The organism is Exiguobacterium sp. s75 (assembly GCF_018617145.1).
GTDB classification, from domain to species: domain Bacteria; phylum Bacillota; class Bacilli; order Exiguobacteriales; family Exiguobacteriaceae; genus Exiguobacterium; species Exiguobacterium profundum.
Map to the genome: position 1 here is coordinate 50,613 of NZ_JACSJQ010000001.1, position 16,037 is coordinate 66,649.

General features: G+C 48.9%; 9 protein-coding genes. 7 read left to right on the forward strand and 2 right to left on the reverse strand.

Annotated features, from left to right (window positions below):
• Positions 1 to 80 precede the first annotated feature (80 nt).
• Both KNO68_RS00330 and KNO68_RS00335 read left to right on the forward strand, forming a co-directional pair.
• On the forward strand, positions 81 to 3,149 hold the full coding sequence (locus KNO68_RS00330) for an efflux RND transporter permease subunit (protein ID WP_078146433.1): 3,069 nt from the start codon (positions 81 to 83) through the stop codon (positions 3,147 to 3,149).
• A gap of 128 nt (positions 3,150 to 3,277) precedes the next feature.
• Positions 3,278 to 3,688 (forward strand): hypothetical protein, encoded by a 411-nt coding sequence (locus KNO68_RS00335; RefSeq protein WP_074037659.1) that lies wholly within the window; start codon positions 3,278 to 3,280, stop codon positions 3,686 to 3,688.
• A gap of 28 nt (positions 3,689 to 3,716) precedes the next feature.
• Here KNO68_RS00335 and KNO68_RS00340 read toward each other — a convergent pair whose 3' ends face one another.
• Positions 3,717 to 4,103 carry a hypothetical protein gene (locus tag KNO68_RS00340; protein ID WP_015880959.1) on the reverse strand — a complete coding sequence of 129 codons (387 nt, stop codon included), beginning with the start codon at positions 4,101 to 4,103 and terminating at the stop codon, positions 3,717 to 3,719.
• 55 nt (positions 4,104 to 4,158) lie between these two features.
• Positions 4,159 to 4,539: a truncated hemoglobin gene (locus KNO68_RS00345; RefSeq protein WP_015880960.1), complete on the reverse strand. Its 381-nt coding sequence runs from the start codon at positions 4,537 to 4,539 to the stop codon at positions 4,159 to 4,161.
• 158 nt (positions 4,540 to 4,697) lie between these two features.
• Here KNO68_RS00345 and addB point away from each other — a divergent pair, with 158 nt between their 5' ends.
• From addB to KNO68_RS00370, 5 genes are all read left to right on the forward strand, one after another.
• A complete protein-coding gene (gene addB / locus KNO68_RS00350) occupies positions 4,698 to 8,135 on the forward strand; it encodes a helicase-exonuclease AddAB subunit AddB (protein ID WP_214685831.1) in 3,438 nt (1,145 codons plus the stop codon).
• Positions 8,113 to 11,730, forward strand: a complete 3,618-nt coding sequence (addA, locus tag KNO68_RS00355; protein WP_215111896.1) for a helicase-exonuclease AddAB subunit AddA — start codon at positions 8,113 to 8,115, stop codon at positions 11,728 to 11,730. The genes addB and addA overlap by 23 nt, the downstream gene beginning before the upstream one ends.
• 169 nt (positions 11,731 to 11,899) lie before the next feature.
• Positions 11,900 to 12,382, forward strand: a complete 483-nt coding sequence (locus KNO68_RS00360; protein WP_078146436.1) for a MarR family winged helix-turn-helix transcriptional regulator — start codon at positions 11,900 to 11,902, stop codon at positions 12,380 to 12,382.
• Positions 12,375 to 14,099, forward strand: coding sequence for an ABC transporter ATP-binding protein (locus tag KNO68_RS00365; protein ID WP_215111897.1), 1,725 nt, complete (start codon positions 12,375 to 12,377; stop codon positions 14,097 to 14,099). The genes KNO68_RS00360 and KNO68_RS00365 overlap by 8 nt, the downstream gene beginning before the upstream one ends.
• The gene (locus KNO68_RS00370; RefSeq protein ID WP_285222487.1) at positions 14,096 to 15,967 is read left to right on the forward strand and encodes an ABC transporter ATP-binding protein; all 1,872 of its coding nucleotides are present in this window, start codon (positions 14,096 to 14,098) and stop codon (positions 15,965 to 15,967) included. The genes KNO68_RS00365 and KNO68_RS00370 overlap by 4 nt, the downstream gene beginning before the upstream one ends.
• Positions 15,968 to 16,037 lie beyond the last annotated feature (70 nt).

The following is a 16,037-nucleotide window of genomic DNA, read 5'->3' on the forward strand; positions in this document are numbered from 1 at the left end:
AATTCAATGACAAACCCCTCTATGATGAAGAAGAGATATCATATGTGTATTTGCACATCTTCCGAAAGCGAGGGGTTTTTATGTTTTTTGAAAAAATGATTGAGCGAGGGAAACTGGTTATCGTGTTTCTTCTCGTCGCAATCGTCGTGGGTGTGCTGACGTTCTTCCAGCTCCCTAAACGTGAGATTCCGGAAACCGGGATCAATATCGTACTCGTTCAAACACCGTATCCTGGTGCGACAGCGGAAACGGTTGAACGGAATGTTACCGGCGTGTTAGAAGAGGAACTACGTAGTTTAGAAGGAGTAGAGAACGTGACGTCGATCTCGGCTTCAGAGTTCTCGAACATCACGGTCGAATACGCGGACGGCACCGACCAGGAAGAGTTTCAGGCGAACGTTCGACAAGCGTTGTCGGATGCGACGCCTAAACTTCCTGAAAACGCGCTTGCGCCAACGGTCAATGATTCACTCGGGCAGTTACCTGTCGCATCGTATTTATTGACAGCAGACGATCGTGGATCATTTGAGGATGTTCGATCAGACATCGAACAATTAGAGTCGAAACTTTTGCGAACGGATGGCGTGACGGGAGTCACGATCAAAGGGTTACCAGAGCAGGAGTATGTCGTGTCACTTGACTCGGAAGAGCTGAGTTCACGTCAACTTGCCTTTCCTGATGTGTTAACGGCCATTAACGAAGAATACAAGACGACACCGCTCGGCCGTCAATCGACTGAAGAGGGGATTTATCAACTGGCAATCGATAACTTGACGAATGTAGACGATATGGAGCAAGTCATCGTCGGCTCATTCAATGGGGAACCGGTCTTACTAGCAGATGTCGGGACGGTCGAAGAGACAGCGAAAAGTGAAACCGATCTCGTTTCATTAGACGGAAAGCCGGCTGTTTCGATCACAGTTCCGATTGAATCAGGCTTGGATATTCCAACGATGCAAGACCGTGTCAACGAGGTAGTCGAAGATGGTCTTGGAGACTTAGACGGTTTTGAACTCGTTCCATATTATGAGCAGGCAAAAGCCGTCGATGCGATTTTCTCGTCATTGACACGCGAGTTCATTATCGCCATCATTGCCGTCATTGCCGTGACGACGATTGGTCTAACATTCTCTGGCTCGATTATCGTCAGTCTGGCAATTCCGTTGTCATTCTTGATCGCCTTGATCCCGTTACAGTTCACCGGGGTCGATTTGAACCAAATCTCGATTATCGGGGCAATCATCGCCTTAGGGATCTTGGTTGATGATGCGATTGTCGTCAATGACAACATCTTACGACGTTATCGTAACGGAGACTCGGCGATGCTTGGAGCAGTCCGAGGAACGAAAGAGGTATGGGGCTCGATTGTCACGTCGACACTCGCGGTCGTCTTTGCTTTCCTTCCGCTCACCTTGCTATCGGGCGCAAACGGTAACTTCATTCGCGCCTTGCCGACGGTTCTAGCCCTCTCTGTCTTGGCCTCGATGGTCATCAGTTTGACGCTCGTACCGATTGCGCAGTATCGTTTGAATCGTAAAGAAGTGAAAGTATCAAAACGTGAACCAGGTTGGCTCGGCGGACCGCTCAATCGACTCAGTAATTTCTACGCCGACCGCCTCTTACCGAGTGTCGCGAAGCGTCCGTGGACGTTTGGAATTGTCGGATTTGTCATCACGACGGCATTGTACGGTTTGATTTTACTCACGCCGTTTGAGTTCTTCCCAGCCGCGAACCGTCCGGAAGTCGTGACGAGTGTGACCTTCCCCGTTCAAACGGATTTGGAAGAGACAGAGACACGTCTTGAAGAAATTGAAGCGAGATTTAAAGAAGAAGAGGGTGTCGTGGAAACATCCGTCTTCGCTGGAGGCGGTCTCCCTGGTTTATTCACGGGTGGACTCGATCAGTCTGGTGAAAACACGGGGCAAGTGGTCGTTCGTGTCGACAACGAATCAATCGATGCCATCGAATTGATTGATAAGTATACGAACGTGTTGCGTGAAGACTATCCGGACGCCGAAATTTTCTTAGATACGCAACAACAAGGACCGCCGGCATCCGCACCTGTCGAATTCACGATGCGCAGCGAGACGATTGATCAACTCGTGGCTGCACGTGACCAAGTGAAAGCCGACCTTGAAGAAATTGACGGGGCCATCGTCCTCGATAATATTAAAGAACCGTTCCAAACACTCACATACGAATTAAATCGTGAGGAAATGGCACGGGCTGGCGTGACGGCAAAAACAATCAGTGACCAAATTCGTCTCGTCACAGACGGTGTTCCAATTGGTACATTCGATGACGGAGTGGAACAGCGTGACGTGAAAATCGTCATTGATGCAGAGGCGAACCGCGAAGCACTCGCCCTTGACGAGATTTTAATTCCTGTCCAAACAGAAGCAGGTCCGCCCGTTGCCCCACTTAGTACGTTCGTGACGGAAACGACAACAGAACAAATTCAGCAGATTCCTCGTGAGAATGGGGAGCGTTCGGTCACACTCCAAATCTATGCGAGCGAAGACATGGATGAAGAGACATTTAAACAAGATGTCGAGCAGGTGTTGGATGATGCGAAGTCGGGGTTAGAGGATGAAGGGATTACGTTCGACCAGTCCGGTGCGAGCGACACGCAGAACGAGTTCTTCTTAGAGCTTGCGACATTGTTCGTCGTCGTCTTATTCTTGATTTACTTGATCATCGCATTCCAGTTCAACTCACTCTCGTTGCCATTACTCGTCTTGTTCACAATCTATCTCGCGATCGCTGGAGCGGTCGTCGGATTGTTCGTGACTCAGACACCGTTCAGTTTCATGGCATCGATGGGGATGGTCTCGCTTGCGGGAATCGTCGTCCGGAACGCAGTCGTCCTGTTCGAGTTTATCGAACAACGCATTCGTGAAGGATTACCGGTCACGACCGCCGTTTACGAAGCAGGGCGCGCTCGGATTCGTCCGATTCTCTTGACGGCGCTCACGGCAGTCGTTGCCCTCTTACCAGTCGCACTTGGGGAAGACCCGCTCTTCAAACCGCTTGCGATCGGCATCGTATCGGGTATTCTATTCTCGACTGTATTGACTCTCGTTCTTGTTCCGGCGTACTACCTGATTTTGGCGAAACGTCGTCATAAGGACAAACCGTTTACAGAATGATTTAGCTTGAAGATGTGATGCCGTATGGTGTCACATCTTTTTTTGAACCATTTGTCACATGTTTTGGGTGATGTTGTATGGGTATAATTAGAAGAGAGGTTTTTGAACAGTATGGGAGGGAATTGAAGATGAACGATTCATATACTTGGCTCAATCGCCGCAAAGTACGACCGGCGTACAGTGTGACTGGGAGCCGTTCGTGGTCGAGTGAACGCGTCGTCCGACCAGATCGCGCACGTGGGAAGGTGGTACGTGATGTGAAACGTGTACGTCGTCCGTACGTAGACGAATACGGCAATCGTCGCTGGACAACGGGACGTGTGGTCGTCACGGATGCATCACGCAAAGCGCGGGCGCATGGACATGGCGATACAGCCGTACAATTAGAGTTCTCGACACCAACGCCATATGAACGTGTGAAAGAGATGATTCCAACGAAACGTGTTCTCGTTCCGGTCGTTGCTGGACTCGCGGTCGTCGGTGGGATTGCCGGTGTCGCCTATGCACTTCGCAAAAAGAAGCGGAATAAGAAGAACTAAAAAAATCGCCGAAATTTCGGCGATTTTTTTAATTGAAGCGTTCAGCGAGGATGCGCTCGAGTTCACGTTGCCCGAGTTCGCGCATTTCTGCTTCATTCTCTTCATCGTATGCATCATCCGAGAAGCGGCCGACAAATTCAACCTTGCCGTTACCGAGTTCACGGAACACTAAGTTTTTGCGATCGTTGTAAAAGACGACACGGTATTCACGACCATTTTCATGATCGTAGTTGAAGACGCCTTTGATGTGGTCCATGTTCTTCTCTTCGGGCTGATCCTCATCATCGTCCTCATCTTCTTCTGCTTCAGCAGCTTCATTAGCTTCATCAAGCGCGTCGGCGAGGACTACCGTTTCTTCTTTTTCTTCCGTCTCTTCCTCAGATGAGACGACTTCTTTTTTTTCTTCTTCTGTCATGTGAAACGACCTCCTTTGCTTACTTTCCTATCATACCCACTTTTTATAGTTGTGACTACTCAAAATGATGCGAACAAACACGGACGACATTCGAAGATGACATGATCAACCGTTGAAATAGCTGACGCTTGATCGATTCCGGGGCATCCACGGTCTTGAGCGCCTGTTCCATACATCCAAGCCAATGGCCGGCATGTGTCTCGGAAATGGGATGCTCATGATGAATCATCGCCAAGTTTCCACCGCCACGACGTTCAGAATACAACTTTGGACCGCCGAGCAACTGTGTTAAAAATTCAAATTGGTGCTGTTTGACTCGATCTTGATCTTCCGGAAATAGTGGAAGTAAAATTGGGTCGGCATAGACGAGGTCATAAAACGCGTCAACGAGTTGTTGTACACCACGTTCGCCTCCAAATTGTTCATAGGCACTCACATACATCCCCCCTCATACGTTCAGTCTAATCGATTTCAATCGAAAAAGGGAATGATGTGGGCTGCTACTTTTTTGAATAAGGTATAGAAGAGGTTTCCCTCTACAAATGCTTAGGGATGGTTCATAATGAAGAAAAAAGGGAAGGAGTGTTCGCTAAAATGACAGTGACCTTTCACGTTGGTCGATCGGGGACGGGAAAAAGTGAACAAATGATCCATGAGGTCATTCAAGAACTGAAACAAAACCCGAGCGGACCGACGATTTATATGATTGTACCGGACCAAATGTCGTTTGAGATGGAAAAGAAAATGGCGACAGTCGATGGTTTGCATGGCTCGACGCGCATTCAAGTCCTTTCGATGCGCCGTCTCGCCTTTTTGATGATGCGGGATGCCGGCGTAGCGACAGATCAATTCTTAGACCAGACGGGGACCCATTTGTTGTTACGGAGGGTCGTCGAGATGAGCGAAGAACGATTGACCTTGTTCCGCCGTACGATGAATCAGTTCGGATTTTATGAAGAATTGAACCAATTGATCTCGATGTTGAAGCGAGGGCTTGTTGAACCGGAACATTTATTGCGGTTAAGCGAACAGGCGCAGCACCGTGCTCTGAAGCTACAGGACCTTTCCATCATCTATGAAGGATTTTTAAAGATGACGGAAGGCAAGTCACTCCATGCAGAAGACTATTTCAACGTCATGCTGCAAATTATTCCGGAGACAGATTTGACGGATGTACGTGTCTATGTGGACGGATTCAACGAGTTTTCAGAGCAGGAGTTGGCGGTGCTCGTCGCACTCGCAGAGAAGGTCGATGTCGATGTGTTGCTGACAATCGATCCTGTCTCCTTGTATCGCCTCAATCCATTGTTTGGACCGACGCAACGGACGCTCATGCGTTTCAAAGAACTGTTGGCAGAACGGCAGATTCCTTCTCGAGACGAGCTGTATGATACCGTCTATCGTTACACGCATCCGAGTCTCCGTTACCTTGAGGCCACATTCGACCAATTGACGGCGGAACCTTACACTGGTTCAGAGAACCGGATTGATTTACATGCCGCAGTCGACCGGACCGTCGAGGTGGAGGCGGCGGTTCGAGAAGTCATCCGTCTGACACGTGAAGAAGGGTATCGTTATCGGGATATTGCGCTCGTGTCACGCTCACTCGATGAATATGGTGATTTGGCATCTCAGGCGCTCCAAAAGATGGGACTGCCATACTTCCTTGATGAACGGCAACCGATGCTTGACCATCCGCTCGTCGAACTGTTGAAAGCGACGATTGAGATTGCTTTACGTGGATACCGAGAAGAGTCCGTGTTCCGTGCCCTGAAAACAGAACTCGTCGTCCTTGATCCGGTGCATCGTCGTACGTCGGTTGACCGGCTTGAAGCGTTCGTCATCGAGCGGGGAATCAAACATTACCATTGGCATGACGAATGGCAATTGCGCCGTCGTTCCGGGGAAGAAGCGCGACTCACGAGCGAAGAACTCGATATTGAGGCTGAGCTGAATCGATCGCGGGAGCGTGTCATCGAAACGTTCGATCCGTTGCTATCGGATTTGAAACAGGCGAAGACGATGCAGGCTTATACGCACGCCATGTATGCCTTTTTAGAGCGTGTCGGTGTATCAGACTGTTTGACGCACTGGCGTGATGAGGCGATTGAAGAGGCGGAACTACTTGAAGCGCGTGAGCATACTCAAGTATGGGACGCGGTCTTGCACTTGCTCGAACAGTTAGAGGCCGCAGCTCCGGAAGAGACGTTGTCGACGGACTTGTTCCTACAGATGATGGACACCGGGCTAGATAGTCTTCGTTATGCGCTCATTCCACCTTCGCTTGATCAATTGACGATAACGGATTATGTGCGTGGTCGATTGATTGATAAGAAAGTTGTCTTCCTGCTCGGGGCGAATGAAGATCAAATTCCTCTTGTCACGACCCAGTCGAAACTGTTGACCGATCAAGATTTGGATTTCATGCATGAGAATGGACTTCGTGCCGGCAAGGCGACAGAGCATTTGTTCGATGATGAAACATATTACTTATACAAAGCTGTGACAGCGCCGAGCGAGCGGCTATACATTAGCTATGCCCTAGTAGACAGAACGGGGAAAGCCGTTCAACCGGCGCGCTTTATCGCTGACTTGAAGGCGCGACTTCACCAAAATGTCATCAAGACTCATTTTGCTGAAGCAGGTGAGCACCGACCGCGTGATCAATTCGCCTTCTTGACGAATGTGAATCAGACGGCGGCGGTAACGGCACTTGAACTTCAGCGGTTGAGTCGTCATTATCCGATTCAAGATATGTGGTTTGCTGTCTACAATGAACTGTTGAAGCATCCAGATGGACGGGAACGTCTCCAGTTGTTGACGAGCGCCCTCTTCTATCAAAACATCCCGGAATCGTTGGACGATCGTGTCGCAAAATCACTTTATACTCCGTCGATTCGGGCGAGTGTCTCCCGCCTTGAGACGTTCCAAGCCTGTCCGTTCAAACATTTCGCAAGTTATGGCTTGCGTCTGAAGGAACGACGATTATACCGGCTCGAGGCTCCGGATATCGGGAATCTATACCACCGTACCATCGAACATATGTCGCAGACTGTGAAGATGGAAGGAAAGGAATGGCGAGATGTCACCCCGGACGAGTGTTCCAATTTAGCGGAGCAGGCGGTCGAACTCGTGACCCCAGAGATTCAGCATGCCATCTTGATGAGTTCGAATCGTTACGCCTACTTAAAGAAAAAATTGACGGACGTCGTCAGTAAGACGGCAGAAGTGTTGATTGAACAATCAAAACGAGACGGCTTTGACCCGGAAGCGTTTGAACTCGCGTTCGGCAGCGGACAATTTCCACCCGTTTCGTTCACTTTATCGAACGGGGCGACCTGTGAACTGATCGGTCGAATCGACCGTGTGGACACTGCGATGGTCCACGACCAGCTATACGTCCGAATCGTCGACTATAAGTCGAGTAAACGTGAAGTCGACTTTGCAGAAATTTATTACGGTCTGGCGATGCAGATGCTCATCTATTTGAAGGTATTGATTGAGCAGGCAGAGGTGTGGACAAAAGAGAACGTGGCACCTGCTGCGGCGCTCTATTTCCACGTGCACCGACCACTCGTTCCACCTGCTGGTTCTGAAGAAGAGACGCGTCAAAAAGTATTGGAGTCATACCAGATGCAAGGGCTATTAGTAGATGACCCGGAAATTTTAGAGATGATGGACCGCTCGGCGAAAGGCACATTTAAAAAATCGATTGTCATCCCGGTCAAATATAAAAAAGATGGAACCCCTGACGCCAACACCTTGAAGAAGATTGTGACCCCTCCTCAGCTCGAACAGTTGATGGATCATGCGTTCGACGTCGTTAAAGCGAGTGCCGAGGAGATGTACAAAGGAAAAATTGACGTTGAACCTTATGAATATAAAGAACGGCGCCCATGTCAGACGTGTCCGTATCAGAGTGTCTGTCATTTTGACGAAGCGCTCTCGAATGCGCCACGTAAATTGAAGAAGCTTGAGAAAGAAGAGGTATTTCAGGAGTTAGGAGGCGATGACCGTGAAATGGACGAATGATCAGTTCGCCGCGATTGAAGCGAGAGGAAGTCACGTGCTCGTCTCGGCTGCGGCAGGGTCCGGAAAGACGGCAGTCCTTGTCGAGCGGTTGTCTAGTCGATTGCTTGATGAAACGGATGAACTCACGGCAGAACGGATGCTCGTCGTCACCTTTACGAATGCGGCAGCGGCAGAGATGAAACGACGAATCGCAAAGGCACTTGAAGAGGCGTTACGCGACGACCCGACAAATGAATATGTCCGAAAACAGCGGCAAATGTTGAACCGCGCACTCATTACGACCATCCATTCATTCTGTTTAGAGGTGATTCGTGAGAACTACTACCTATTAGATTTGGATCCGGCGTTTAAGATTGCGGAAGAACGGGACCTCGTCCTGTTGCAGGATGATGTCTTAGAAGAAGTGCTTGAGGAAGAGTACGGGAAACAGGATACCGATTTCTTCGCTCTTGTCGATGCGTATACGTCAGACCGGGGTGACAGTGAAATCGAGGATTTGATTCTTGGTTTATACCACTATGCGCGCACTCTCCCAAATCCTGATGCTTATTTAGACAAACTCGTGTCCATGTATACGTTCGGAGAAGATCCTGATGAGGAAGCAATCTTGATTGAGTTTGGACAGATGCTCTGGCATGACATCGAAAAAGCCGTACGAGATCTTCGGAAACTTGAAGCGGAGCTTCGGGTCGCCGGGTATGAGCCACAGTCTGAAAACATCCGGCAAGCGATTTTTCCGTTCGAACAGCTTGAAGGGGAGACCATTGTCTGGAGTGAACTCGAGACGGCGGCTCGTGCGATGAAGTTTGGCACGATGAAGGCTGTTCCGAAAAAAGAGGAGCACCAGATTTACCACGAGGTCCTCAAACCAGCTTACGACCAAGCGAAGAAAAAATTGACGGCAGTGGTGGAACAGGCTCGGGTCAGCGGGGCGGACTTATTGGAAAGCGTCTCGATGCAACAACCGCTCGTTGAAATCCTCGTTCGAACGGTCCGTGCGTTCGGCAAAGCCTATGAGCAAGCGAAGCGCGACCGTGCTTTTGTCGACTTCAGTGACTTGGAACATTATGCGCTCGCCATTTTACGACAAGATGGGGGACCGTCCGATGTTGCGGCGCTTTATAAAGAACGCTTCGCTGAGGTACTCGTTGATGAATATCAAGATACGAACGAGATTCAAGAAACGATCATCAATCTGGTCGCGAATGAACGAGAAGAAATCGGGAATTTATTTATGGTGGGCGACATCAAACAATCTATTTATCGATTCCGCCATGCCGAACCGGGTCTCTTCATCGATAAGGCGACGCGCTTTAGACAGGCGAACACAGGGAAGCGGATCGACCTCTCTCAAAATTTCCGAAGTCGTTCTGAAGTCCTCTACGGAATCAATGATTTGTTCGTCCAACTCATGGACGAAGAGGTCGGCGAAATCGCATATGATGAGGCGGCCCAACTTGTTCCTGGACGTGAGTATGAACCGATTCCGGCGGACCCTGAGTTTATTTTAGTCGATGGGGCGAGTCGTGAGTTATCGAAGCAAGAAGTAGAAGGACGGGCAATTGCTACGCGCATCTTAGAACTCGTATCGGGAGACGAACCGTTTAAAGTGACGGATGAATCCACCGGTCAACTCCGAAACTGTGAATATCGCGATATCGTGATTCTCGTACGTTCGAAAAAGGAACGTGTGGAGCAATTGATGGACATTTTGACACAGTACAATATTCCGGCCTACACCGACTCGGATGGCGGATATTTTCAAGCGACCGAGATTCGGATGATCCTTGCACTTTTGAAAGTGATTGATAACCCGCTTCAAGACATCCCACTTGCCGGCGCGCTGCGTTCTCCGATGTTCCGTTTCGATGATAGCGAGTTGGCACAGATTCGACTTGAATCAGAAGATTCATTCTATGAGGCGCTCAAGGCGAAAGCGGATGACGATGATGACCTTGGGATGAAATGCGGCGACATGCTTGACCGTCTCTCCCGTTGGCGCACTTATGCACGAAATCATAGCTTGTCGGAATTGATTCAACAATTATTCAATGACACCGGGTTTTATGACTTCTCAGGTGGATTACCTGGAGGAAAAGGGCGACAGGAAAACTTGAAGGCACTTTATGACCGGGCACTCGCCTATGAACGTAGTGGCTATCGAGGACTCTATCGCTTCTTACGCGTGATGGACCGTCTACAGGACACCGGTGAAGATTTGTCAGAGGCGCGGTCACTCGGGGACGAGGAGAACGTCGTTCGTATCATGACCGTGCACAAGTCGAAAGGTCTCGAGTTTCCGGTCACGATTGTTGCCCAACTCGGAAAACAATTTAATAAACGCGATCAAATGCAACGTGTCATTTTCCACAAACAGTACGGCATCTCGCTTGATGCGATTGACGTCGTGACACGTACGAAATCGGAGACGTTCGTGAAAGAGATGATTCGACGTGATTTAGATGCGACGATGAAAGCGGAAGAGATGCGTGTCCTTTATGTGGCCCTGACACGAGCGAAAGAAAAATTGATTCTCGTGGGAACGGTAGGCGAACCACTCAAACACCTTCAGCAGTGGCTTCAGGTCGGTCAATCTGGAGATCGATTGGCGAGTGAGGCGAGGCGAGAGGCAAAAACGTATCTCGACTGGATTGCACCGGCGCTCTTACGCCTACCGAGTGCCGCTTCGTTTATCGAATCATTCGGCTTCACGGTTCCCTCTACTTTCCAAGAGTCGACTTCATGGGTTTACCGTGTCATCGGAGAAGCGGACCTTGCAGAGATTGCGACCCTTCAAGAGATGATGGCACAGTTGCACCACGTCCAGCGATTTGAAGCAATCGATTTTCCCATTCAAAATGAAGAGGAAACGATTCGTGCCGTTAAGCGGGCTTTGACTTATGACTACCCAGCACGGGATGCGGTGCGTACGGCGGCGAAACAGACGGTGACCGAACTGAAGCGGGCGATGCAACTCGAACAAGCCGCCTTCGAAGATCCGGTACGTCCGATCGATACTCCTTATCGCGAACCGAAATGGCGTCAAGTCAAACAGACCGGTGCGGAGCGCGGGACGACGTTACACTTGATTTTCCAATTGGCTGATCCGAATCAACCGATTGTCGATCAAATCAATCAATGGGAAATGCAAGGGATGCTCAGTCCGGTCGAGGCAGAGACAGCACGCCTCGCCATCCCGGATATCGAGATGTTTTTCCAAACGGAAGTTGGTCAAGCGCTCGCCGATGCACTAGAGCGCGGGACGGCATGGCGAGAGCTACCTTTCACCTACACGGTGCCGGCCGAACGCGTCAATCCGGATGGACACTTCACGGATGAGCATGTCTTGATCCAAGGGATTATCGATTGTCTGTATTTCGATGGGGACTCGTATGTGCTCCTGGATTATAAATCGGATGCTGTCACGCATCTATCCGATTCTCGGGAAGACGCACATGAGCGATTACGAGAGCGATATGCGATTCAATTACAATTATATCGAGAGGCAATCGAGACGATTTGGGATATCCAAGTCGAACGGACTTTGATTTACTCACTTGATCTACAAGAAATCGTGACCGTGTCGACTAAATAAATGTGAATAAATGAAGAGCGATGTCAGTTATATGACATTGCTCTTTTCTTATGTGCACATTCACATTCGATTTCGTTGACAATCAAGTTGGAGAGGAGTAATTTATTTTATATAAAGAATTGTTCCATGTAGAACAATTCGATACGGAACGGTAAAGGAGTGAATGAGGATGACCGAGACAAATACAAATCGAGCACGGGAGATGATGCAATCATTTTGGCGTGTGCAACGTGTCCTGATTCGTCTCATGCATCAGACGGCGCAACAAAACGATCTTACATTGCCTCAACTTCACGGTCTGATGATGTTGAATGAACAGGGTGCGATTACGCAAAAAGAATTGGTTCAGCGAACGAGAATGCCAAAGAGCACGTTAAGTCAATCGTTAGATGGTCTCGTGGAGAAGGGTTTGATTCGTCGAGATATCAACCCGGATAATCGGCGAGAGGTTGTGTTGACGATTGACCAATCGGGCAAACGTTTGATTGAAGAGATTGAGCAACAAGAAGAAGGAACGGAATATCAATTGAATCAAATTTTGTCTCGTCTCGATGAGGATACGTATCAACATATGCTTACAGCCCATCAACATATTGCAGATGGATTGAATGAAGGGTTCACAGATTGTGAAGGAGTGTGTCGACATGATTAAGTTATTGAAACGTCTCGTTACTTATAAATGGGCTGTTCTGATGGTTTTATTGTTTGTGTTCGCGCAGTCGTTAGCAGATTTATTTTTACCGACGTTGATGGCGGACATTATCGATAATGGAGTCGTGACGGGTGATACCGGCTACATTTGGCGAATGGGCGGAATCATGCTAGGTGTCACGGGACTTGGAGCCCTTGCTGCCGTTGTGGCCAGCTTTTATTCTTCAAAGGCGGCGATGGGATTTGGTCGTGATTTGCGAAGACGCGTGTTCAATCATGTGGAACGTTTCTCACTTGAAGAGTTCGATCGTGTCGGGACGGCTTCACTCATCACCCGGACGACAAACGACATCACGCAAGTCCAGCAAGTCATCATCATGATGCTACGGATGGTCGTGAGTGCGCCAATCATGTTTGTCGGCGGATTGATCATGGCGACCTCGAAGGATGCAAAGTTGTCTCTTGTCATTGTTGCTGCCATGCCGGTACTCGTCCTCTCGATTTTCCTCATTTTTTGGAAGGCGATGCCGTTGTTTAAAAAGGTACAGAAGCGATTGGATCGACTCAATCTTGTTCTCCGAGAAAATTTGACGGGCATCCGTGTCATTCGGGCATTTAACCGTGAAAAAGAAGAACAGGTTCGATTGACAGAGGCGAATGAACGGTTGACGGACGTCTCAATCAAAGTGAACCAAATCATGGCGTTCCTCATGCCGGTCATGATGCTCGTGATGAACTTGACGGTTGTCGGCGTCATTTGGTTCGGAGGGATTCGGATTGATAACGGTGCGATGCAAATCGGAGATTTGATGGCGTTCATTCAATACGTCATGCAAATCATGTTCGCGCTCGTCATGGCATCAGTCATGTTCATCATGGTTCCTCGGGCTTCTGTGTCTGCCAACCGGATCAACGAAGTGCTCGAGATGAAACCTTCACTGATTGATGACGGGACAAAGACTGCGGACATTGAGCAAGGGACACTCGTATTTGATCACGTGACCTTCTATTATCCGGGTGCTGAAGAACCAGCGCTATCCGATGTGAGTTTTTCAGCGAATCCAGGTGAGGTCACAGCGGTGATTGGGGGTACGGGGTCAGGTAAATCGACACTCGTCAATCTGATTCCAAGATTTTACGATGTGACGTCGGGGACAATTCGCGTGAATGGTGTTGATGTCCAAGCGGTTCCACAAGAGGCACTTCGTTCGAAGATCGGGTTCGTTCCACAAAAGGCGTTGCTGTTCACAGGTACGATTGCTGAGAACATTCGATATGGGAAGACCGATGCAACAGTGGAAGAAGTCGTTCATGCCGCATCCATCGCGCAGGCAAGTGACTTTATCGAGAAGATGCCAGACCGATATGAGGCTGTGATCGAACAAGGTGGGTCAAACGTGTCGGGTGGTCAAAAACAGCGTCTGTCGATTGCGCGAGCTCTCGTTCGGAAACCGGATTTATATGTATTCGACGACAGTTTCTCGGCACTTGATTTTAAAACGGATGCCGCCCTTCGCAAAGCGTTAAAAGAAGAAACGAAAGATGCCACGGTACTGATTGTTGCACAACGTGTCAGCACGATCATGGACGCCGACCGAATCATCGTTCTAGAAGAAGGAGCCGTTGCCGGAGTCGGGACACATGAGGAATTATTTGCGACGAATGCGGTCTATCAAGAAATCGTGAAATCGCAATTGTCTGAGGAGGAAATCGCATGAGTGAGAAACAAGCAAATACGCGACAAACTCATGGGGGACACGGCGGTCCAGGAGGTCCGGGCGGTGGAAATATGATGATGATGGGCGAAAAGCCAAAAGCATTCAAAGTCACGTTCCGTCGTTTGCTTGCCTATTTGAAACCACGGCGAAACACGTTGATTGCTGTGTTCGTCGCGGCGATTTTAAGTACGATCTTTATGATTGCCGGTCCGAAAATCATGGGAATCGCCATCACCGAACTGTTTGAAGGGGCATATGCGAAGTTTACAGGTGTGCCAGGGGCAGAAATTGATTTCACGAGAATCGGACAAATTTTGTCGCTCCTCGCTGGCCTTTACGTCATCAGTAGTCTATTCAACTACGTGCAACAATATTTGATGTCCGGTGTTGCCCAAAAAACGGTATATGATTTGCGAGAAGACGTGAACAAAAAGTTAGAACGACTTCCGCTCAAATATTATGACGGACGCTCGAACGGGGAGACATTGAGCCGGGTGACGAACGACATCGACTTGATTGGGAGTACGCTTCAACAGAGTGTCACGTCTTTCATTACTTCCATCGTCACCATCATTGGGATTTTGATTATGATGCTGTCGATCAGTCCTCTGTTGACGGTCATCTCTCTTGTGTCCCTTCCGCTCACGATTTTTGCGATTCGTCCGATTTTGAAACGGTCGCAACAATATTTTTCCGATCAACAGCGTCACCTTGGACGACTGAACGGCCATGTGGAAGAAATGTATACAGGGCACGCGGTCGTCAAAGCGTTTGGTCGGGAAGAGACAGCTGTGCGTGAGTTTGACGATGTGAATGAGGAGCTTTACGATGCAGGACGGAAAGCGCAATTCATTTCCGGAATCATCATGCCGATGACGATGTTCATCGGGAACATCAGCTATGTATTGATTAGTGTCGTCGGCGGTATTTTGGTCACGCAGCGCAGCATCTCCATCGGGGACATTCAAGCGTTTATCACATATACACGTCAGTTCACCCAACCAATCACCCAGACAGCGAATATCGCGAACATCGTCCAGTCGACGGTTGCCGCGGCGGAACGTGTATTTGAACTGTTGGATGAAGAAGAAGAAGTGAAAGATGTGACGACCTATCAATTAGAACGTGCCGAAGGAAATGTCACGTTCCGTCATGTCGATTTCGGATACGGTGACGACCTACTCATTCAAGATATGAATCTCGATGTGTTGACGGGCCAAACGGTGGCCATCGTCGGTCCGACAGGCGCCGGCAAAACGACATTGATTAATCTACTCATGCGTTTTTATGAGTTGAACGGTGGAGAGATATTCATCGATGGGAAAGACTCGCGTAAAATGTCGAGACAAGATTTGCGACATACGTTTGGAATGGTCTTACAGGACACGTGGCTATTCAACGGGACGATTCGTGATAACATCGCCTATGGGAAAACGGGAGCGACTGAGATGGAAATCGTCAACGCGGCGAAAACGGCGCATGCGGATGCATTCATTCGAACATTGCCAGACGGATACGACACCGTGTTGAATGAAGAGGCCAATAACATTTCACAAGGTCAAAAACAGTTGCTGACGATTGCGCGAGCAGTATTGGCGAACCCACCGATTATGATTTTAGACGAAGCAACGTCGAGTGTGGATACGCGTACTGAGATTTTGATTCAACAGGCGATGAAACGGCTTATGAATGGGCGGACGAGTTTCGTCATCGCTCACCGTTTATCGACCATCAAAGATGCGGATTTGATTTTGGTTATGGACCAAGGTCGGGTCATTGAGCAAGGAACACATGAATCGCTTCTTGAAGCTGGTGGTTTTTATGAAGAACTTTACAATAGTCAGTTCGCTGAAAAAGAAGTCGTATAACTGGAATACAGGTTTTGGGGCAATGTGAATAGGCAAAAGACGTACGAGATGAGTTTCGTACGTCTTTTTA

What these genes read in the sequence shown, in the direction of transcription:
- KNO68_RS00330 (WP_078146433.1), top strand. Translation starts at nt 81, where the DNA reads ATGTTTTTTGAAAAAATGATTGAGCGAGGGAAACTGGTTATCGTGTTT.
- KNO68_RS00335 (WP_074037659.1), top strand. Translation starts at nt 3,278, where the DNA reads ATGAACGATTCATATACTTGGCTCAATCGCCGCAAAGTACGACCGGCG.
- KNO68_RS00340 (WP_015880959.1), bottom strand. Translation starts at nt 4,103, where the DNA reads ATGACAGAAGAAGAAAAAAAAGAAGTCGTCTCATCTGAGGAAGAGACG.
- addB (WP_214685831.1), top strand. Translation starts at nt 4,698, where the DNA reads ATGACAGTGACCTTTCACGTTGGTCGATCGGGGACGGGAAAAAGTGAA.
- addA (WP_215111896.1), top strand. Translation starts at nt 8,113, where the DNA reads ATGACCGTGAAATGGACGAATGATCAGTTCGCCGCGATTGAAGCGAGA.
- KNO68_RS00360 (WP_078146436.1), top strand. Translation starts at nt 11,900, where the DNA reads ATGACCGAGACAAATACAAATCGAGCACGGGAGATGATGCAATCATTT.
- KNO68_RS00365 (WP_215111897.1), top strand. Translation starts at nt 12,375, where the DNA reads ATGATTAAGTTATTGAAACGTCTCGTTACTTATAAATGGGCTGTTCTG.
- KNO68_RS00370 (WP_285222487.1), top strand. Translation starts at nt 14,096, where the DNA reads ATGAGTGAGAAACAAGCAAATACGCGACAAACTCATGGGGGACACGGC.